Raw genomic sequence first — 22037 nt, forward strand, 5'->3', positions numbered from 1 at the left:
CCGACCCGCGATGCGAACCAAGCACGCGGATGACGTCCTGCGTCTCGGGGTCGCAGAGCAGAATGCGATGATACGCGTCAACGCCCACCAGTTGTTCCGGCGATCCGGGCACCATGGCGGCGAAGCGCATGCGGATGTTGTGCGGCTGCTGGCAGCCGAGAAGCATGCCGGTGAGCATGACTACGAGGCTGGCAATGATCCGCTTTCCCATGTCCTACACTCCTGATGAATTCGGTTCGACGAAAAGCCCTCACGCGAAACGTCACCTGCCCGGCCGCGACTCGGCGGCCAGCGCGCTGCGAAGCTTATCGAGCATTTGTTTGAGAATGACATTGTCGGGGTTGTGCCCGATGGCGGTCTCGAGCACCTCGACCGCCTTGGCGTACCGGCCCTGTTTCACGTAGAGGTTGGCGAGCTGCGCCGGCGGCGCCGGTAGCCTGGGTGCGAGCCCGACCGCTTCCTCCAGCAGACTGATCGCCTCCTCGACCTTATTCTCGGCGGCCAGGACTGAGGCTTTTGCGGCTAGCTCGACCGCTCTGGCCTCGGGCGAATGACCCCGGAGCGGCGGCGGTGCGGGAGCGGGCTGCTCGGGGGCCGAGTCCGCCGGCTCCTGCGGCGGCGGCGCGACCCGAGGGCCGGTGTCGATCGTCGGCTCGGGGGCCGGCTCGCGGGTCGCCGTCCGCGATGCGCGCTCCAGATCCTCCAGGTACTTGTCGAAACGCGGCCGGCGGGAGTCACCCTCAGGCAAGGCGGCGAGCGCCCGGCGCATCGCCATGCGCGCCGGACCATTCTCGTTCTGTGCCTGATAACAACACGCCAGGGCGTAGAGTATATCCGGCCCCCACGTGCTCGGGCCGATCGAAGCCGCGTGGCGCAGCACTTTGATCGCCGCGTCATGCCGACCCAGCGATGCCTCGGCGCTGGCCAGGGCACTCAAGCCTTGGAGCAGTTGCTGGTTGACCGGTCGTCGCACCGCCAGGAGTCCCCGAGCCGCCCGCGATGCGTCGGCCGCTCGCTTGGCCTCCGTGAGCAGAACCGCCGCCCGCCAAGCGGCGCCAACGTGACGGGCATTGACGGCCAGGGCGTCGAGATAGGCGGCAATCGCCTCGTCTTTTCTGTTCGCATACAACAGTAACTCGCCCCGGGCGAAGTGATGACCGTCCGCCAGCGAGCGATCCCGATCCGCCGCCAGTTGATAGCAGTCGATTGCCAGATCAAGATAGGCGGGTGACTTCGACTTCACGTAGACCTCGGTGGCCGCAATGCCCACGCGGGCATACGAGACACCATTGAGATCGCGGGGACGGCCGAGGTCGGCGAACTTCTCGGTGACGGCGGCCCATTGTCCTTGGTTAAAGGCCGCATGCATTTCGCGCAAGGCCTCGGGCGGGCCGCAGCCCACGATGCCACCGAGAATGATCAGGCAACAGGTCACACGACGCATGGATATACCTCCCACGACAAGCGTCAGATTTACGGACTCGTCCCTCCTCGCGGCTGTCCCGGCTGAGTCGCCGGCGGTTTGTAAGTAATCACGCAACTGGCCTTTTGGCCCGGCTTGTCAATCCACCAGCTCTGGGTCTGCCGGGAAATCTCGATGGCACCCTTGAACGTGATCGCCGCCGTATTCGGCCCTTCCTCACTCGAAACCGATTCTATCGTGAAGATGACCTCATCGCGATCGGCCGGGATCATCAGATGGAAGTCCTTGCCCGCAATGGGCATCTTCCAGCCGCTGATGACGCGGGCCCCGTCCACATAGACGTTGATCACGTCGTCCTCGAGGCCACCGTTATCCCAGATGCGGTAGTCCACCCGCCGCGACGCCACGGTGATGTCCTCGAGAGTCGACCCGGATCGTTTGCGCCCCTTGAATCGGAAGCGCAAAGGCTTGAGATCCAACTTGGCCCGCGGCTGACGACCGGCCCGATAGAACTCCAGTATGACCTCGGCAGTGTAGAGCCCATCATAGTCGTCGCTCTTGAAGGCGTAGGACGCGAAGTAGATCCTGCCCTGGTTCTCCCGCATGTTCACCACCGCAGGCAGCCGAAGGATTGTCCGGCCGGTATCGGGACTCACCCAGGTCAAGCTCCCCCGCAGGTTGCAGTCGACGGGTACGTCGGTGACGTGAAGGGCCATCCGCGCGGTGGGACGATCGGTCTCCTTCAGGAACTCGTAAACGGGTGCGCCCTTCACGTTGCCCGGCGGATGCTGGATCTGGTAGCAGTCCTCCAGGCCCTTGAACAGGACCTTCGGCTCGACGACCTGGCATCGTCCTTCGCTCTGGAAGACGGGCGAGCCGGGCTTGAGGACATCGATGCCGTCAGCGTCCTTGACGTCCACCACCTCGTGACGAACGACCCAGGTGCCGCGCTCGATCGGCGGCTTGAGGCTCAGCATCTTGACCGTGTTGTGGGGCCCGCCTCCCGGCACGGTGATGCGGTCGTTGATCTGCCACCGCAGCGTCTTGCCGCTCGGCGAAGCCAAAATGAAGCGGTGGGTCACGCTGATCAGTTCTGGCCCGTAGACTTCACTGACCTCCAGCGGCGAGTCGACCCGCAGATTGGCGTCGTCCCAGAACTTCTGGCCTGCGAGCATCCGGTTGTTCTCGCGCACGTCGTAGAACGTCATCGGCTTGAACGAAGCAGCGCCAAGACCCTCTTCCTGGACCTGGAATGCGATTTCGTTCTTCGCGACTTCCGTACGATACCGCCCGGTCCTGGAGACAACTTGCACGTGCAGGAAGGCTACGTGGTCGCCGCGGAAGATCTGCTTGCCGACCCAGCGAGGGGCAAGCTCACCACGCTTCGATAGGTCCAGCACGAGCGAGCTCACCTCATGTTTGTCACCGGCGATCGGGAGAATCTGCTGGAAGAGGCGGCGGATCTTGCCTTTTTCGATGTAGCCGGTCTCGATGTGGACCTTCATGCCGGGATAGAGATTGTCGACCTTGACCACCGGCATGAGCTTGACCGCCATGGCCCGGGCGAAGAAAGTCTCGGGCATCCTCACGTCGCCGTCGCGGCGGATGCGCTGAAGCATGAATGTCGACTTGAACTCAACCGCCTGGACCTCCGCCTGCTCAGCCAGGCCGTCCAGCAGACCAGGATCGATCGGCGGCTTGGTGCCGTCGCTGCCATTATCACCGGGTTGCGAGCCGGGCTGAGACGCTGACTGGCTGGCCGCCCCACCGGGCCGGCTCGCCGCGGTCGAGGTATCCTCGTCCCGGTCGGGGCTCGGCTCGACCTGGATGAGATCCCAGACCGAGGTCTCGTCGCTGAGCCGCTCGAGCTTGAAGAAATCCGCCTGAGGCGCCGGGTTCTTGACGCGGGCATAGAGAAGATAAGTGCCCAGCGCGGCACTTGACGCGTTCCATTCGCCGCTGCAACTGTACTCGCCTGTGCCGGCGGAAACCTCCTTGGCCTCGGCGGTGATCGACCGGAAACTGCTCGCCTTGTACTGGCCCTGCTCCTCTTCTTTGATGTAGCCGACCTCGAGCACCTCGGGCTTCGGCCCGCCCGTCGAAGCGAGTACCGTAAACCTGGCGGTGCCAAACTTCCCCTGGCAAACGATATGGGTGTCGCGGATCAGGCTCGTGCCGTTCAACAGGTTCACTACGCTCTTCTGGCCGTCAAGCTCGCGTTCGAGGACCGCCGTTGCGAAACGAGCCTCGGGCATTGGGGCCGACACCACCTCGATCGTGCCCCGTGCCACCTCAAAATAGCGGATGCCCTCGTCCTTCGATTCAGCCACGACGAACGGTACGTATGTTTCGATCTCCTGCGATACATGGCAGCGGAGCTTCTCTTTCGCGGGCTGCGTCGGATCGGGAGAATCGATCGTCTTCCAGGTCGCGACGTCGACCAGCGAGCGCCAGAGTCGTTCGTCGTTCGGCTCGCCGGAAGCCGTCGCCCCGCCCGCCGGCGGCGCGCTGCCCGGCGTCGTGCCCGCGCTCGACGCGCCGTTGTCCGCGCTCGGCGCCGGTGCGGGGCTGGAAGAGAACGTGGGCTCGGCGAGCAGCGTGTCCGAGGAGATGAGATGACGCTGCCAGCACGAGCTCTCGCCGAGCATGTCGATCACCGCTTTCCTGGGGATCAGACCCACACCGATGCGCCGAATACCGGTGTACTCGTCGGAGGCCTGGCCCGCGATCTCAAGCTCGTATCCGTGGCCCGCAGCGATGCGCGTGGCGACCAACTCGGCCTCCCATTCGCCCAGCGGGGCATCGGGAGCATCGGTGTGATAAACGGCCACCTTGTCAACCAGCGCCGCCCCGCCGACGACCGTCACTTCGATCTCATCCGAGCCAATCGCCTTGCGGGCTTCGCTCGCGTCGTAGACCCTGACCGAGACCTTCACTTTCTGGCCCGGGGTAAGGTCGCTGAGCTTCAGACCTACCCCCTCCCGATCGCCGATGTTGGCATTGCTGGCGCCCTGAATCGCCCATTCATACTCGAACGGGCGCACCGCAGCGTAGCGCGGAACAGAGACCTCGGCATGCAGGTTGAGTGTTACCTCCTGGTCGAGACGGGGCACAATGAGGAACGGCTTGCCCCGGATCTTTACCGCCTTGCCTGTGATCGGCATGGCTTGGTACTTGATCCAGTCGTCGGAGTCGGGCGGGGGGTTGGCCCGGCTCTCGGGGTAGAGCTGCTGGACAATACTCAAGGTTGTTACGTCGCTGCTCGGTACGGTGTTCCGCAAGACCTTGTCATACATCCGCCGGCAAACGTGGCCGATCTTGGCGTCGTCCTCAAGGTCGGCTTGCTGGAGTCCGCCCACCTCGGCAAGGCGCTTGGTCATGCCGGTGACGTAGTCGTTGTAGAGCATCGATACCAGCAGATCCTTGGCGTCCTTGGACTCCATCAGGGCCCAATAGTACTTGCCGCTCTGGTGAAACCACATCCGCGTCTCGACATCCCAGAGCCAGGGGTTCGCGCACTTGCTCATGTTCTCGAAGGTGATCCGACCGGGGAGCGGCGTCTCGCGGTTGAGATAGATGTCGTGGTAGCCGCCCGTGGCGAAGTTCTCGACGTAATGAAAGAAGAAGTCGCGGGCGACCTCGTGATGCACCGCCAGTTCAAGCGGCAGGGCTTTGCGCTCGGGCGGCGGCCCGCCCAGTGAATTGACGACGAATTCGGTAAGCCCGGTGCGCGTCAGCTTCGACTGGCCTCGCCCGCCTCCCGGGCCAAGGAGCTTGGCCCAGCCGACCTCCTGAATCCAGCGATCCCTGATCATGGGGAAGAACGTCGCGTAAACGTTCTCGCGTTTCTCCTTCGCATCGGCGCCGGGCACCCACTTGAGAACGCTGATCTTTTCGGCCGGGATCACGGGTGTCACATATCTGGGATCAACGGGCGGTCTCATGCCGCGGCGATCGAGCTCCGACCAGATGAACTTGTCCCATATGCTCCTGGCCTCGCCGATCAGCTTCTGTCGCCATGCGTCCATGCTCGTCCCCGGCGGCGGCGTGTCGGGCAACTCGTCGAACCGGGCGTACTCGGGGCGCAGCCACTCGGCAATGAAAATGTACTCGGCCATGCTGACGCCGAGCTCGTCAAGAATGCGGCGGTTGGCCAGAACGCCCCGACGCACGTCCTCGCTTAAGGCTCTCCACACGTCGTGAGCGACTGGCAGGGCATTCTTCGGCATCTCTGCTGCCGACTGGCGGAAATCGTCGGCGTAGTAACCTCGACGGTCCGTCTCGCGAATGCGCTCGACCTGGGCCGCAATCGTATCTCGTGCCCGGCGGGCGGCATTCAGCATCGAGGCAGAAAGGGCAGGCACGTCACCCGGCTTGGCGCGCAGGATCCGGTCAAGCTCCTTGAGCCGGTATTCCCTGACAGCCAGGTCGGCGCTCATGAATGCTTCGTATTCGGGCGTGGTCTGGTTGTCCTTGTAGCGCTCGGCTTCGAGAAACGGCTTCCACGCGTCGGTGGCTTTGTCGAGAAGCTCCTTGCGGTACCTGTCCAGAGGCGGAGCATCCGCGCCGCCCGGCGGATCGTCCGGAAAGCGATTGATACCTACCATCTCCGGCCGGAGCATCCGCACGTAGAGCTCCCAGGAGCGGGGCTCCACGCCGGCCTTCCACAGTTTGTCGTCAAGCTCCTTGACGCCAACGATGCCCGTGCCGTCGAGCATCATCGGCAAATCGGGGAGCGTGGGGAACTTCGCGATGACGTTGTCGATGGTCTCCTGGGTGAGCTTCACCCAGGGGTCATCGTGAAGGAGTTCAGAATAGCGCCTGCTGCTGTTGTATTCCTGGAGAGCCTTGGCTACCCGGCTGCGGTAGGTCTGGATCAGCTCGTCGGCAACCTTCACGTAGGCCTGGGCGGCCGGCTTGTCGGTCTGCTGGCGGAGGTCGAGAGCCAGGATGCGGTCGAGCTGCTTGAGACGGTAACGGGCTTTGTTCGGATAGCCGGTGAGCAGCCACCCCATTGTCTTTTCAAGATCGGGGGCGGCCTTCGGGAAAAACCAGCCCTCCAGGCTGGTCAGCCCGTCCGCAGCGGCATTGAGCTGCCGGGCGGCCCACTGGGCCAGCGTCGCCCCCCATGAGTCGGGCCCCTTCGTAGGATCAACGCCTTCATAGAACTCAAGGGCGGCATTCTTGTAGATCCCAGGGCCGACGTAGGTCTCGCCGATCCGTCGTCCGAGGCCGTAGGCCGCCCATCCTTGAGCCAAGCTGCCCACGACGTTGCCCACGGCGGCCGCCGTCTCAGCAGCCTGGGCTTCAGCGTAACCGGCGTGGGTCATGGCCCAACGGGTGAACGGCTGTGAGCCCCTTGTGAGCGCAAACATGCCGATGTTGCTGCCGGCGCTGTACCAGTCGCCGGCCATGGCCTGATCAATAAGCTGCACCGCGTCACCGTACACGGGTATCGCGTAAGCGTACTCCACCAGCATCCGGGCCTTGGCCCGGGCCCACGCCGCCTCCGGATCGGCGGCGGCGTCCTTCTTGTATTCCTCATAGACAGTCAAGGCGCTTCCCATCGTGCCCAGGTTGACCTGCGACTTGAAGAGCGTGCTGAACTGGAACTGCTTGGGCAACCCGGAGGGATCAAGCCCCGCCTTGCGGTACATGCTCGCTGTCTCCGCATCCACGTCCCAGCCAAAATGCGTGGCCACTTCCGAGTTGGCATATCGCGTCGCCTCGCCCAGCAAGCCGGCGGTGGTGTCAATGGCTCGCCCCAGGCGGCTGAACTCGCCATCAGGCGCAAAGACCTTGCTGATCCGCTCCGAAAACGTCGGCACCCGCTCCGAAACGGGTCTGTAGACCGGCTTGGCGTCCAAGGCTTCCTGCACCCGCTGGCGAAGCTGGGCATCGGGCAAGTCGAATCCAAATTCCTGGATAAGACGCTTCAGCTCAGCCTGCTGCCCCCTCACGTAGTTCGTGACGCTCTCAGCGTTGTCGTCCGCAGAGCCGATCCGAGTCGGAGGTGGATCCTCGATCCGGGTTAGACGAGCCTCCAAGTCGCTGCGGATCGCCCGGAGACGGGTTCGCCGGGTGCGAAGGTTGTCCATGATCGATTTCATCAAAGCCCGGTCCTCACGGCCCGCGTCAAGGTTCTTGATGACTTCATCAAAGCGCTGGGCCGCCCGATCAAAATTCGCGTCGTCGAGCGCGTTGAGAGCATGGTGAAACTGGTTGGCCCAGACGTGCTTGAGACGCCGTGTGACCGTGGCCCGGGCCGTCTTGTCTCCCAGAATCTCGACGATCTGGTTGGCCCGGACTTTGGCGTCCCCTTCGCCTTCAGTGGCGAGCTTCAGGATACGATCCTGATAGCTCAGCGGGATGTCGGGCGAAATGATCGCGCGGACGCGGTCCTCGGCCACCGCGAGGGCTCCTTGCATCAGCGCCGCCCGGGCCCGGTCGCCGAAGTTCTCTTTGGCCGCGACGAGGATGGCTTCATCGGACGGCAGTTTGCGGATCGCCTCCGGACCGTGCTGCCTATACCACTCGATCATGGGCGCGAAGGCAGCGTCTCCCTTGTTGGCTCGCAGGGCGTCAGCGGTATCGATCAGGGCCTGAAAATGCGCCCGGCTCGCCTCGTCGGGAAATTGGCGGCCGGCGATCTCATCGATCATGCGGCGACGTTCCGCATTTGGGATCTTGCCCCAGTCCGGCGGCTCGTACGGGTCGTACTTGGGCTTGCCGTTTTCCAACGCCGAAGTCAGCATGCCCTCGGTCACGCCCCGAAGCAGATACTTGGCCTGCTCCGTCAGTGTCGATGCGGCCGTCGGGTCCTTGCCCGCCGCATGGTCCGTCGCCAGCAGCCAATTCCCGACCATGGTGTCGAAGCCGACCTTCTGGCTCAGCAGGGGCGGGATGTTCTTGTAGATCACCTCGCGGGCCGTGACTCGCTCTTCGCGGTAGACGAATCTCGGGTTGTCGGGGGTTCCCACATCCTCGGCGGTGATGCGGAAGTAGTTCTCTTCGGCGGTGCCGGTCAGGGACCGGCGGTCAACCTGCGTGCCGAATGGTGCGAATAGCCAGTAAGCGTCCTTGGTGTGCTGAAGGTTCTTGGTGGCTCGGCCGGCGTCTTCGTAGTAAGCCGCGTCGGCCTCCGGCCGCAGCCGGATCTCCAACGTGCCGCCGTCGTCGATCATGCCGCTGAACAGGTCGGGAGGGCGGTTCCTGGCATCGTGAGCCATCACGTCCGCCACGTCCGGGGGAACTAGATGCACTTCGAAGCGGGCGTTGAACCGGTCGATCACCTTGGCGGCGGGGATGATCGTCCCGTCGGGGAATTTCACACCGACGACCGTGTGGTCGATATCGCTGGAAATCAGCTTGGGAAAGCTGAACCAGAACACCGACACGTCGCCGCCGTGGTACTCCTTGGCCACGTCATACATGGCCGCAGTGTAAGCTTCGAACCGAACGCGATTGAGCAGCTCACCGAGTTTCTGAGAGATGGCTCCACGGTCGACGAGATACTTGACCCGCTTCTGGCCGCCGTCCTCATAGATGGTGACCAGCAGCTTGTGAAATCTGTCGGCGGTGCGAATGTTGCCCGGGATTTGCAGGAGGGTGGCCTTCTCGGCCTGTTTGAGCAACTCGTCGGGAGGGCTGCGCGTCGTGTCTTTGGTGACCGCTCGCCATTCGTCGATCAGCTTCTGCTTGTATTCCTCTCGAAGCCGCGTGGTCTCCGCGTCTACTTCCCGGTCGAGCTGATCCAGGATCTTCCGGTCCTGGTCGGCCTGCGTGCCGTAGTTCCATTCGGAGTTGACAAAGTCCGTGAAGGCCCGAATCGCCCAGTCGAGGGTTTTCCACCTCGGCTGGTTGTCGGTTGTCGTCTCGCGGGGCAGTTCGCTGACCCGTGCGGACAGGGGCACCGAAACGCTGCCCAACTGCAGCACCGGGTCCGGGACCCCCTCGCGGCCGGGCTCAGCGGCCCCCGGATCAGGCGATGCTGCTGCCGCGGGCGGAGGCGTTTCGCCGGGTGTGGTTGGGTCCGCGGCCGGGACCACCGCGATCCATCCGGCAAGCCAGACGAGCGTGCCGAAGAGAATCGGGCAGGACGGACACCGTCGTTGTTCGAAAAGGGCAAGAAACGGAAGCAGGGCAGCGTGTCGCCGTTGGGCTATCGACATGATCTAATCGCCTCCCGGATGTGCTCCGGTACAAGATGGGGTCGTGCAGACGACTGCAAATGATAACCGAAGCAGCCCGCGTCGGCCAGCCTGGCAAGCCGGTGTACATTGCTCCTTGACGTTCTTCCGGGCTTGCGTCTATTGTCGCAGTATGCACGTCAAAGACACTTACATGGTGATTGCCGTCAGTATCGTCGCTTCCGTGGGCTCGTACGTTTGCACACGGCCCGGATTGTGGCGACTGGCAAAGTCGATTCCTGCGACCTCAGGCCTGCACAACAATCCGTTGCCAATGCAGCTTGGGAACTGCCCCGCTGTCGGCGAAAATGATCGTTCTCCCAAGTCGGTACCGAAGTCCAAGCCGATGACCTGCGACACGATCCTCGGTTCGAAGCCTCTTGTTTTGCGGCAGACGGGCGCCGACGGGCAAACCCGGCAGTCTCCGCATGATCTCCAATACGGCGGCGCAAAGGCTTTGCCGGCCCAGCCCGCGGCGGTCGCTCACTGGCCGCTCACCGCCGACGTCCGCGACGCCACCGGCCGGGGGCACGAGGGTCTCGCCCACAACATCACCTGGAACGCGGACGGGTCAGCCGAATTCAACGGCCGCGACGGCTTCATTGAGATCCCGAATCATCCCGACCTCGCGCCCGGCACAGGTCCCTTTACGCTCACCGCCTGGGTCTACACCGAGACAGACCTTGACGACACCCTCGGCGACATCGCCGGCAAGTTCGATCCCTCGGCTCGCAAGGGTTTCACACTCAGTATCATGAACTACCCAGGCGTCACTTCCGGCCAGCCCAACTGGCGCAACCTGGCCTTCGGCATCGACGACGCGAAGATCTCCCAACAGTGGACCGACTGCGGTCGCCCCGGCAACTGCAAGATGCTCTGGACATTCTGTGTCTGGCGAGACGACCTTTACGCCGCGACGTTCGAACTCGAAGCCGACCAGGCTGGTCATGTCTACCGCTACACCGGCGGCACGAACTGGGAAGACTGCGGCTCGCCCGACGCGGCCAACGCAGTCACCGCGCTCGCCGTCTTCGAAGACAGACTCTATGCCGGCACCGCCCGCTACGACTCCGCCGGTTCGTCGTTGCCCTCTTCGCCCAACAAGAATCCCGGCGGCAAGGTCTATCGCTATGACGGTCCAGGCAAATGGACGTACTGCGGCCAACTCGAGAACCCCCACACCGGCAAGGCGGACACGGTCCACAGTCTGGCCGTCTACTGCGGCAAGCTCTACGCCTCCAGCATGTACGCCGCAGGCAAGGGCCTTTACGAGTACCAAGGTGGATCAGGCTGGAAGTATGTGGGACACCCGGGCTGCCGCGTGGAGGTCTTGGGCGTCTACAACGGCGATCTCTACACGACTTCTTACGACGCGCCCGGCCGCGTGGCCCGCTGGAACCCCACCCGCGGCTGGCAGGACCTCGGCGCCCCGCCCGACACGAGCCAGACCTACGGCTTCATGCCGTACGAAGGCCGGCTCATGCTCGCAACGTGGCCCAGAGCAACTGTCTACTGCCTCGATGAGGCGGATCAGTGGGCCTGCCAGGGCCGGCTTGACGAAGAGAGCGAGACCATGGCCATGGTCGTTTACAACGGCAAGCTGTACGCCGGCTCCCTGCCGCTGGCCAAGGTTTATCGTTACGATGGCGGCCGGACATGGACCGAGACCGGGCGCCTCGATCTCACGGCCGACGTACGCTACCGTCGCGTCTGGTCGATGGCCGTTTTCAAAGGCAAGCTTTTTGCCGGCACGATGCCCTCCGGCCATGTCTGGTGCTTTGAGGCCGGCCGCAACGCCACCTGCGATCACGAATTGCCCCCCGGTTGGCACCACGTTGCCGCTGTCCGCGACGAGAACCGGCTTCGACTCCATGTCGATGGCTCGCTCGTCTCCCGATCCGAACCTTTCAGGCTCGACGATTTCGACCTGAGCAATAATTCGCCCTTACGAATTGGACTGGGCTCACACGACTACTTCCGCGGCCGCATGGCGGACGTTCTTTTCTACCGCGCCGCCCTGTCCGACGACATGATCGCAGCCCTCGCCCGCCGTCGGCCCCGACCGACCACCCGCCCGTAGCCTTCGCACCTGCCAAGAGCGTCGTCCGTACTGCTTGCGATGATCAGACCTCCTCCACAACCTTGAGCCCCATCAGGTGGGCCAGGTGACGGATGGTCCGGGTGTGGTTGCCGTAGTAGGCCACTCGGTGCAGCGAGGCATAGTAATCCTTGACGCTAGCCCCCAGCGCCCCGCCGCCCCAATTGGCCAGCAGCTTGTCCGCATCTTTGACCTCGGCGACGAGTTCCGTCCGGCAGCCTCGCTCGGTGCCCTTGGGGACTTCGGGAACCTCGACAATCTTCCCCGTGAACAGCAGCAGCGTGTCGAGGTGGACCAGCTTGGTGAACGTGACTTCCTGGCCGATGCGATAATGGACCTCGGGAACCGCTCCACCGCGGACCTCGGCGTGCCGACGTATCAGGTAGGGTGCGGCCGGACTCTCGGGTCCCTCCATCCTCAGCGGGGCCGAGCAGTGGGAAAGGTGAAAGACATTTCTGGCTGTGTCGACGCCTCCCGCGTTGCCCAGGAACCCGGCCCGGTTCAACGCGTACCGGAAGATCAGCATGGTCAGCAGACAGTCCATGTCCCCGTCGCACGCGGCCGGGATCCCACGATCGTTCAGCCGTGAAAACCCCAGGCATGGAAAACCTCTCGGCAACCAGCCCATGCATGTCCCGACGCACAGCCCGTCGGCCCGGCTTTCGGCGATGAGTTGATCAAGCGTCAAACTCGCCCGCGCGGCCTTCAGGACGTCTTCGCGCGTCGGCTCGACCATACCCTTTGCCTCGTCCAGCCATCGCTGGGCCTCTTTTTCCGTTGCGGCAGCATCCACCCCGGCCATGACCTCGTCGTAACGTCCGTCGGCAATGGCCACGATTTCCACTCCCAGCCGCGATTTCACTTGTTCCGGGTCGTGGGAGGCGGGCGTTCCCTTGAACGGCGGAGAAGCGAGCACCCGGCTTTGCCGCAACAACGGGATCACCCTCAGCAACGCCGCCGCCCGCTCCAGATCGTCGTAATCGCTGCTGTTGAACAGCGTGATCCGGTGCCCTTCCTCGCGCCAGGGGTTCACCAGGCACCAGTCGTGCCCGCCCGTAACGGGCACATGAAAGACGGCCACGGGCCGGCCTTCCTTGAAGACCGTGGGCATCACGCCCCTGCTCAGCCCAAAGATGTCCGCGCTGACCGCCAGCACGGGAGCGTCCGGACCTGATTTGGCCAGCAACTGAGTGGTCTCTTCAACGGTGCTCGCCTGACCGATGACGAACTCCACGTTGCCAAGATTCGCCTCCGCCTCGGCCAGGCGCTTCCGCACCGCCGCGATCTCTGTTTCCGAGCTGCCCCAACTGCGATCCGCCGGAGTACCCGCAATCACTACGCAGATCCGGACCTTCGATCTCACCGATGACGGCGTTCCCGACGCCTCGGCCCCGGCCGCCAAGCGACCTGCCGCCAACGCGATCCCGCTTCCTACACCTGCCTCGAGTAGCTCCCGACGAGTGCAATGCATACACATGAGCAGTTCCTCCGTAGATGCATGGTTGTCCTGGAGAATGCACGATCGCCCTTGCCTGCCGGGAATCCGGCCGCAGGCCGCGCAAGACCGGGCGCCTGCCAACTCGGAACTCCGGAACTGCCGAGGAAAGGACGTCCCGTTGGCCGGACTTCGATCGCGAATCCTACCCGAATGACCTGTTCCATCCAAGCAATGGCGGCCTGTCACACCATGATGCTCGTTTCCTCGCCCCCGCGACGTAGTGCTGTCTTCGCTGCGTCAGTTGTCCATCGCCGCGTAAGCCGCCCGTGGCATTTCTTGAGCAGGCGAAAGCCCGCAACTGAAAAGGGCAGTAGCGCGGTCATCCACTCTCGGCATGCTACATGGGCCCGCCTGCGGCCAGCCACTCGGCGTACCTGCACTTGTTTTCTTTCTTGTTGAACTTGATCGCATCCACCAGGCTGGCGTGTCCGTCAAAGTAGACAAGATGTGAGCGATTCTGGTGCCAGACGCTGATATAATCCCTCCAGGTCAGTCCCATATCGCCGTCAATGAAGCCGCTGTATCCGTCGTTGAGCATGTTCTCCAGGTTGGGAGGACTGGGCGCCCAGGTGGCGGGATCATCGTAGTTCTGGAACTCCTCGTACATCATGGCGAGCCGACTCGGCGTGGCATTCAGGCGCTTGCCGCCGTAGGTCCAGCTCTTGGGGAGCCGATCCGGATCGATGAAATCCGAGCGGTACATCGCCGGGAGCGAACCATTGTCGATCTTGTCGGCGATCGATCCGATGTGCGCGGCATAGAACTGGTGAGGATGAATCAAACGCACATAACTGTGAATCGGCTTGTTGCCCCGGAACGCTCCGCCGACCGTCTGGCCGCTGCCGATCGACGCGGCCCTGCGAGTGAGCGTATCGTCCGGGCAGAAGTAAGCTTGGGCGTTCTTCACGTATTTGAAAATGTGGCCGAACCGGACCCATTGGGCGGAGTCCGCGGGCCGCGACCCGCCCTTGTACAGGTTCGGAAACCAATTCACCATCTCGCCGCCGATGCCGTCCCACAACCACCAGTCCGGGTCCGGGAAATGCTGCTTATGGTCAATCGCGTAGAAGGCGTGCCCCTTGTACATGGTGTCCAGGTTCGTCTTGCACACCGTGATTTTGGCCACCTGTCTGGCCCGGTTCAGCGAGGGCAACAGGATGGCAATCAAAAGAGCGAGGATGGCCGCCACGACCAGCATTTCGATCAGCGTGAACGCATTCCTGGATCTGGAGCACATGTTCTCACCTCGCCTGATCATGCGGTCTCCATCTGTGTACCACATTTCCGGCAGGCGGTGAACTACCCTTCAATCGTCTCGCCGCAACGGGGACATCGCCACGGCTCCCTGTGACCCTGATCCCGCGCGTTCCCCGACTCGAACCGCTCCACGACGGCCCCTGCGCGTACCGCGTCCTGATCACGCGAAACGCAAACCTCGGGCATCGCGCGCATGAACGCAACCTCCCCGCAGATGGCGGACAGGTTCTCATTCTGAACAACAGTCTCTATGCCTTCATTCGCGAGCAACTCGCGAACAATGACGATCGCGGCCCGGTCCTGAGATGCGGAGACGCACTCCATGTCTCCTATTCTCGTTCTTCGGTCCTCCGCGTGTCAATCGAAATCCGGAACGAGCAATCCGTCCGAGCCGCGTATGATTTCCGCGTCCTTTCAATGAAAGCCACCGGTGAAGCCTTGCTGAGCCTGTTCTCACCAGAACTGCCAGTCGCCCGCCCGGATCACGTAGAGGTACAGCACCAGATTGGTGATCCCGTGTGTGATCATCAGGCACAGCAGGCTCTTTTTCCAGTACATCAGCCCGTTCCAGGCCAGCCAGCAAAGAATGCTGACGACCCAGTTGTCGGGATGCTGAAGGCACGACAGCAAGGCCGTCCCGATAAAAGCCCGCCAGGCAAATGCGCCCAGCGGCACCCGCTCGAAGCGGTCCCAGTTGATGAAAGCCCGAAGCAGGAAGCCGCGCCAGAAGATCTCTTCAACGATCGGCACTGTGATCGTCGCAACCGCAAGGCGCAACACCACCTGCGACGCCCATGAGAGCGCGGTCAGGCCCTCGCGCGGGTCTTTGACCTCGAAAACGCCCGGAAACACGAAGAGCCGCCCACCAACATGGAAGTTGCCGATGTAAACCCGGTTCAGCAGGTGCTCGCCGCCGACCCAGAGCACCACGGTCAGCACGCCCGCCGTGATCGCAATCGGCCAATGGGGCTTACCCAGCGGCGGAAAGTGGCGACGGAGAAACCAGAACACCGCCAGCCCCAAAATGCCCCGGGCTGCGGTGGCCCAGGGCACATAAGCGGCCGGAACCCAATCCTTCAGAGGCAGAAGCAGCAGATATGCCAGGTAGGGAGCCATGAAAACGAAGTCGGGGCGGCGGCGGGCCAACTCCGTGAGCCAGGCAGGTTCACCCGCAAACAGAGGAACCTCCCCGGTGCCTCCCTCCTCAGCTCCGGCCCTCTTAGGTCTTTGGCAGAGAGGTGGCACGACTTCGGCCGGTTCCTGCGGCGAGGTTGTCTCCATGCGATTCTGTGGCTCAATTCCCATAGACTTCTCCGGTCAATCTGCTTCCAAGGCAAACCGCATCCTTGCGGGCCGCAGCCAAAACGCATTGTGAGCCGGAAACATGCGCCCGGAAAGAATACCCGTCCCGACACAAGGGACGAGCAACGCCCGTGTCGCCCGCTCTGCCCGGCGCCCGACCGGTAAGTATAAGGTCAACACCTCCAGACCAGGAAACCAGGCGGGCCTCTATGGTATACTACCCGGGAGCGGAGTCTCCGCCGGCCCCGCGCCGGGCAAACCAGGAGGTTAACGAATGTCTCGGGCAATACCCTGTACGCGTACTCTTTTCCTGGCCTTTCTGGCCTCATTTCATATATCCGCTATTACCGGCGGCACGGCAGGTGCCGCCGAGCCCTACCTCGACGTGGTCATCAGCGAGCTGATGTACAACCCCCCGGGAACGATATCCGTTGGCGGCCAGAGCGTCGAAAACGAGTATATCGAGATCACCAATCGCGGGACACAGACGGTGGACCTGGGCGGCTGGAAGATCGCCGACGGCGTCCGCTACACCTTCCCAGGGGGAACCCTGATTGCCCCCGGTGCCCGGCTGATCATCGCCAAGGACCCGGCCTCAGCCCAGACACAGTACGGAATCACCGGAGTTCTCGGACCTTACGAGGGTCAGCTCGACAACGACGGCGAGCGAATCGAACTGCGCAATGCGGATGACGGTTTGGTATGCGAGCTCGAGTACGACGATGAAGCCCCCTGGCCGACCGGTGGAGACGATGACGGCCGATCCATCGAGCTGATCGATTTGAGTAAGAACGGCAACGTAGGACGGTTCTGGCAGCCCTCTTCGCGCATCCAGGGCTCGCCCGGAATGGCCAATTCCCCCGGCAATCCGCCGATGACCGTGGTGATCAACGAATTCGTGGCCAACTCGGCCGGCTCGGGCGATTGGATCGAGTTGTACAACTACGGCAACGCCGCGGTCGATTTGAACAACTGTTATCTGACCGACAACCCCAGGCTGCCGACGAAGGCCCGCATCTCCGCTTCATGGTCGGCAGGAACGACCGTCATACAACCCAAGGGATACTGGGTCTCAACGGAGGCGGACTGGGCCACCTTCGGCCTCAAGACCGACGGGGAACAGATCTATCTCGTCGCCTCGGACGGCATCACCTGGATCGACGGCTACAACTTCGGAAACCAGCCGATCGAGGGTGCCTCCGAAGGGCGATATCCCGACGGCGATAAGAGCTGGTACAAAATGGTCCTGCCGACGCCCGGTTATGCCAATCAGCCGCCGCCTCCGTCCCCCGTGGTCATCAACGAGATCATGTATCACCCGCCCGGCGACAGCTTGGCTGACCCGGGGACCGAGTACGTGGAGTTGTACAACACCTCCGGCACGGCCGTTGACCTGAGTGGTTGGCGACTCAACCGGGCGATTGAGTACACCTTCGCGCCCGGCACCTTCATCCCCGCGTACGGCTACCTGGTCGTGGCCTACAACCCGGCTTCGCTTCAAAGCACCTACGGCATCACCGGCGTGCTTGGGCCTTATGGCAAGAAGCTGTCCAACTTCTCGGACGAGATCGAACTCCAGGACAACCTCAGAAACCGCGTCGATTTCGTCGAGTATCGCCAGGAAGGACTCTGGCCCACCACACCCGACGGTTGCGTCGCCCCGGTCGGCCCCGACGGTTGCGGAGCCTCTCTTGAACTGGTCAATTACGACATGGACAACCGCCTGCCGGGCGCCTGGCGCGCCAGCCTCGGCAATGGCACCCCCGGTCAACCGAACAGCCGCTACATCCCGGACCCGCCGGCCTCAATCGATGAGGTCGAACATGCACCATTGGTTCCCACAGCAAGCCAGGAAGTGACCGTCACGGCACGCGTCGGGGCCGGCAACCTGACCTCCGTGACCCTCTATCACAAGCGAGATGCGGACGGCTCTTTCACCGCCGTCACCATGCACGACGACGGCCTGCATGGAGATCGGCTGGCCGCCGACGGCATCTACGGCGGAACGATCCCGGCACGAACCGACGGCACCATCGTGGAGTTCTACATCCAGGCCAACGCCGCTGGCGGCAACCGCAAGTTCCCCGACGCGGCACCCGGCAAAACGTGCTTGTACATCGTCCAAAACAACCCGGTGCCGGACTCGAATCTCAACGTCTTCCGGATTGTCATCACCGATGAGAACCACGCGGGGCTGCTCAGTTCATCGAACTGCAATGCCTACCCTCCGGATGACACACGATTCGATTGCACCTTCATCTACGGCAACAAGGCTTACTACAACTCGCAGATCCGTCGCAGAAGCGGAGCCCGCTGCGGCCCCAAATACTCGTACAAGATCTACCTGCCCCCCGGTTACCGCTTCCGCGGCGCAGATCGCTTCGATCTCAACCATGAGAAGAACGATCGCAGCTTCCTCCGCAACCAGATCGTCAACCACTTGGTAAAGTACATGGGCCTGCCGTGGGCGCGAAGCGAGTATGTTCACACCCGCTACCGCAACAGCTATGCAGGGGTGCACCTGTACACTGATTCCCGAGGCCAGGACGACTTTCTGGAACGACACCTGCCGACCGACTACGACGGCAACCTCTATAAGGCCACCGCAGGATGGCAAACCGCGACGGCCTGGAATGAAAACCACGGCATTTACCAGAAGGAAACCAACGAATGGCTCAACGACTGGAGCGATCTGGATGAGTTGGGCGACATCACCTCAAATGAGCCGGAGGCTACGTACGAAGCGGAGATGCGACGGGTCATCGATGTCGTCAACTGGGGCCGGAGCTTTGCCGTCTGGGGCGTGACCTGTCTGATCGACTCTCCGTGGCACATCCACAACCAGAACTACCGCCTCTACCGCCGATTCTCCGACAACCGCTTCATGCATATCCTCTACGACTTTGACGACACCTATTGGGACACGATGTGGGACAACGCTCTGTTCTTCAACTCCGCGTATCCCGATGTCAATCGCTACTACGATTGCGAACCCCTGGTCCGTGAATACCTGCACGGCGTCTGGCGGGCGGTGAATCTGACCAACGGCGTCTACCGCGAAAACCGGATCATGCCTGAAGCCCACTATTACCATCGCCTGATCTACAACGACGTCGATCTCGATCCGGTGCTCGGGTCCGGCGACAACTGGATCGCTTTCACGAACGGTGTCAACCAGTGGAGCACGCGCCTGTCCGGCCGCAACTCGCTGCTTCGCGCGAACCTGCCCTCGGCCGGCTTGGCCATCACCACCAACAACGGCCAGCCGATCACCACGAGTAACCCGAATCTGACCCTCGCCGGCACCGCCCCGATCAGCGCCCCGCGCGTCGAAATCGCCGGCTCGGAAACCGGTTATCGCTGGGTTGACGGCTCAGTCACTGAGTGGCGGAAAGACCTGACGTTGGTCTACATGTACAACACCATCCTGGTTCGCACCCTGAATGATGACGGCAGCGAGATCGACCGTCGAACCATCGACATCACCTATACCAACGGCGTGGTGAACGACGTTTACTTCAGCGCGGATGTTACCAGCGGAGCGCCGCCGCTGACCGTTCAGTTCACCGACGAGTCGCGGGCTTCGGATATCACCGCCTGGTACTGGGAGTTCGGCGACGGTCATACCAGCCCCGAGCAGCACCCGACCCACGTCTACGTGCAGGACGGCACCTACACGGTGCGACTGACGATTACCACCCCCGGCGGGCCGTTGTCCTTCGAGCGTCTTAACTACATCCTCGTACAGACTCCGCCTGATACGGTTGAGTTCACTGCTGATGTTACCAAGGGAGCGCCGCCGCTCACCGTCAGTTTCACCGATTGCTCAACCGTGCAGGGCGCCGGCTCCTGGATATGGGACTTTGGAGACGGCCGGACCGGCAGCGAACGTAACCCGGTGCATACCTACACCGTCGAAGGTGCCTTCGACGTCCGCTTGACGGTGACGGGCACGCAAGGTCCATCCATCCTGACCAAGACCGGCTACATCAGCGCATTTCATCCGCCCAAGGTCGCTTTCCTGGTTGGCCAGGTCCCGGCAACGGTCGCCGACGACTCGATCAAGCGGCATCTCGAGTCGTTCGACCTTCGCGTCGACCTTTATGACGACGAACCGGGCAACCGTCCGACCGCCGCTCAGATCGCCGCTGAATACGACGTCGTACTCGCGTCCTCGACGATCCTGTCAGCCAATGTGGGCGGCGAGTTCCGCCACCAGACGGTGCCGTTCATTTACTGGGAAGGCTCGCTGGGCATCAACGGACGCGAGGCACTGGCCGACGGCCCCGGCATCACCACGAGTTCCACGCGCATCTACGTGGTGAACAACGCGCACCCGGTCATGGCCGGTTTGCCTGGCGGCGGTATTACTGTGACCGCCTCGGGAACCGACTTCAGCCGAAGCACAGGCCCCATCGCTTCGGGCGCGCAGGTCCTGGCCAGGCATTACAGTGACGCGAGTCAACGCATGGTCATCGTGGCCGAGCCGGGCGCGGAATTGCTCGATGGCGGCGTGGCGGCCGGAAAACGGGCGTCACTTTACCTGTACGACGATACGTGGCTGGTTACCAACCCCACCGGCAAAAAGATACTTGAAAACGCCGTCGCCTGGGGCCTCGGAACACGGACTGCCGCCTTCTCCGCGTCGGTTCTCACTGGAACCGCTCCGTTGACGGTCGTATTCACCGACCAGTCCGTCGGTCCCGTCACTTCGTGGAGCTGGAGTTTCGGCGACGCGGCGACGAGCCGGCTCAGGCATCCGACGCACGTCTACATGATTCCCGGAACCTATGACGTCACTCTGACCGTGGGCGGCGGTCTCGGCAAACCGGCATCGTTGACCCGGACGGCCTACATTCAAGTCGCGGCCCCAAACGGCCCCGACCTCGACGCTGACAACGACGTCGACGCCAGTGATTTCGCGATCTTTCGGTCCTGCCTCGGCGGTCCAATGGTTGCCCCCGCTGATCCGAATTGCCTGAAGGCCGATTTCAGCGGCGACAACGACGTCGACCAGGAGGATTTCGGCATTCTGCAGCGATGTTACAGCGGCCAGGGCGTCAGCCCCGACCCCGCCTGCGACGACTGAGCCGCCTTTGCGGGTTCCCTTTTGGTTTGGCGACGGTAATCAAGCCGGGGGGACCCCGCCTCGTTTTCGAGGTGCGGGAGGAATGAACGCAGACCATCCCACTCGTCGCCTGCCCCCGGCGGCTTGCCCGCCGGTGCATCACTGCATAGGCTGCTGGACATGCGAGAGGCTCATCGCCGCCTGCTGCTGGATTTGTTGTCCTTGCCAACATCGCCCTTTCACGAACACGCCGTGATCGCCTACATCCGCGGATGGGCCGCCGGACGGCCAGGTATCAGTCTGAACACCGACGTCTACGGGAATCTCCGCCTCGATCTCCGCCGCGGCGGTCGAGGCTCCACACCGGACTGGTTTCTCTCGGCGCACATGGATCATCCCGGCTTTGCCGCCGTCCGAATGCTGGACAACAACCGCCTTGAAGCAAGGTGGCACGGCGGCGTCCAGCCGGATTTCTTCCGCGAGGCCCGCGTACGGTTCCACACTAATCACCGGTGGGTCCGCGGAAAAATCGAGTCCTACGAGGTGACCAACGTCATGGGCCGGCAGCGCGTTTCCACGGCCGTCGTCTCGATGTCCCGACCCGTCGCCGCTGAAGCCGTCGGCATGTGGGACCTGCCCAATCCGACGATTCGTGGGTCCCGCCTGTTTGCCCGCGCCTGTGATGACATTGCCGGCGTGGCCGCAACCTTGGCCGCACTCGACATCCTGAACGACCTCGACAAACCGGTTCACGTGGGTCTGCTGCTCACCCGTGCCGAAGAGGTGGGCTTCGCAGGTGCCATCGCCGCGTGCCACAGCAGGCTGCTGCCGAAAAAGGTTCCCGTGTTGTCCGTGGAATGCAGTCCAGCCCAACCCGGCGTGGAGATGGGTGCCGGTCCCGTTGTCCGCGTGGGCGACCGCATGTCGGTCTTCGACAACGCTATGGTCGCATGGTGCCGCCAGGTGGCCGAGACCCTATCCCGCACAACCCCCGATTTCGCCTTTCAGCGAAAGCTCCTTGACGGCGGGGCTTGTGAATCCTCCGCCTACCTCGAGTACGGCCACCAGACCACCGGCCTGAGCCTGCCCCTGGGCAACTATCACAACATGGACCACCGCACCGGCCGCATCGCCCCTGAGTACATCGATCTCAAGGATTTCGACCGACTCATCTGCTGGTTCGTCGCCCTGGCAACGGCGGG

General features: G+C 62.9%; 10 protein-coding genes. 3 read left to right on the top strand and 7 right to left on the bottom strand.

What is annotated here, in order from left to right:
- From PLL20_16590 to PLL20_16600, 3 genes are all read right to left on the bottom strand, one after another.
- Positions 1-211: hypothetical protein (locus PLL20_16590; protein ID HPD31612.1), on the bottom strand; the 211-nt coding region annotated here is incomplete at its 3' end.
- Between the two features lie 51 nt (positions 212-262).
- The gene (locus PLL20_16595) at positions 263-1444 is read right to left on the bottom strand and encodes a tetratricopeptide repeat protein (protein HPD31613.1); all 1182 of its coding nucleotides are present in this window, start codon (positions 1442-1444) and stop codon (positions 263-265) included.
- Between the two features lie 29 nt (positions 1445-1473).
- On the bottom strand, positions 1474-9594 hold the full coding sequence (locus PLL20_16600; GenBank protein HPD31614.1) for a hypothetical protein: 8121 nt from the start codon (positions 9592-9594) through the stop codon (positions 1474-1476).
- Between the two features lie 364 nt (positions 9595-9958).
- Here PLL20_16600 and PLL20_16605 point away from each other — a divergent pair, with 364 nt between their 5' ends.
- Positions 9959-11692 carry a hypothetical protein gene (locus tag PLL20_16605; GenBank protein ID HPD31615.1) on the top strand — a complete coding sequence of 578 codons (1734 nt, stop codon included), beginning with the start codon at positions 9959-9961 and terminating at the stop codon, positions 11690-11692.
- 43 nt (positions 11693-11735) lie between these two features.
- On the opposite strand, the gene PLL20_16610 is transcribed toward PLL20_16605, so the two are convergent.
- From PLL20_16610 to PLL20_16625, 4 genes are all read right to left on the bottom strand, one after another.
- The gene (locus tag PLL20_16610; protein ID HPD31616.1) at positions 11736-13073 is read right to left on the bottom strand and encodes a hypothetical protein; all 1338 of its coding nucleotides are present in this window, start codon (positions 13071-13073) and stop codon (positions 11736-11738) included.
- Positions 13074-13545: 472 nt separating this feature from the next.
- Complete coding sequence (locus tag PLL20_16615; protein HPD31617.1) at positions 13546-14466, bottom strand: prepilin-type N-terminal cleavage/methylation domain-containing protein; 921 nt, start codon at positions 14464-14466, stop codon at positions 13546-13548.
- Positions 14467-14507: 41 nt separating this feature from the next.
- The gene (locus PLL20_16620) at positions 14508-14789 is read right to left on the bottom strand and encodes a DUF2007 domain-containing protein (GenBank protein ID HPD31618.1); all 282 of its coding nucleotides are present in this window, start codon (positions 14787-14789) and stop codon (positions 14508-14510) included.
- 129 nt (positions 14790-14918) lie between these two features.
- On the bottom strand, positions 14919-15770 hold the full coding sequence (locus tag PLL20_16625) for a CAAX prenyl protease-related protein (protein HPD31619.1): 852 nt from the start codon (positions 15768-15770) through the stop codon (positions 14919-14921).
- A gap of 271 nt (positions 15771-16041) precedes the next feature.
- On the opposite strand from PLL20_16625, the gene PLL20_16630 reads away from it, so the two are divergent.
- Both PLL20_16630 and PLL20_16635 read left to right on the top strand, forming a co-directional pair.
- Positions 16042-20856, top strand: coding sequence for a lamin tail domain-containing protein (locus PLL20_16630; protein ID HPD31620.1), 4815 nt, complete (start codon positions 16042-16044; stop codon positions 20854-20856).
- A 159-nt stretch (positions 20857-21015) separates the two neighbouring features.
- Positions 21016-22037 (top strand): M20/M25/M40 family metallo-hydrolase (locus PLL20_16635; GenBank protein ID HPD31621.1); only part of this gene is annotated, 1022 nt, incomplete at its 3' end.

The sequence above is a fragment of the Phycisphaerae bacterium genome, from assembly GCA_035384605.1.
Classification (GTDB): Bacteria; Planctomycetota; Phycisphaerae; order UBA1845; family PWPN01; genus JAUCQB01.

Coding starts and splice junctions, on each gene's coding strand:
- PLL20_16595 (HPD31613.1), bottom strand. CDS start 1,444: ATGCGTCGTGTGACCTGTTGCCTGATCATTCTCGGTGGCATCGTGGGC.
- PLL20_16600 (HPD31614.1), bottom strand. CDS start 9,594: ATGTCGATAGCCCAACGGCGACACGCTGCCCTGCTTCCGTTTCTTGCC.
- PLL20_16605 (HPD31615.1), top strand. CDS start 9,959: ATGACCTGCGACACGATCCTCGGTTCGAAGCCTCTTGTTTTGCGGCAG.
- PLL20_16615 (HPD31617.1), bottom strand. CDS start 14,466: ATGATCAGGCGAGGTGAGAACATGTGCTCCAGATCCAGGAATGCGTTC.
- PLL20_16620 (HPD31618.1), bottom strand. CDS start 14,789: ATGGAGTGCGTCTCCGCATCTCAGGACCGGGCCGCGATCGTCATTGTT.
- PLL20_16625 (HPD31619.1), bottom strand. CDS start 15,770: ATGGGAATTGAGCCACAGAATCGCATGGAGACAACCTCGCCGCAGGAA.
- PLL20_16630 (HPD31620.1), top strand. CDS start 16,042: ATGTCTCGGGCAATACCCTGTACGCGTACTCTTTTCCTGGCCTTTCTG.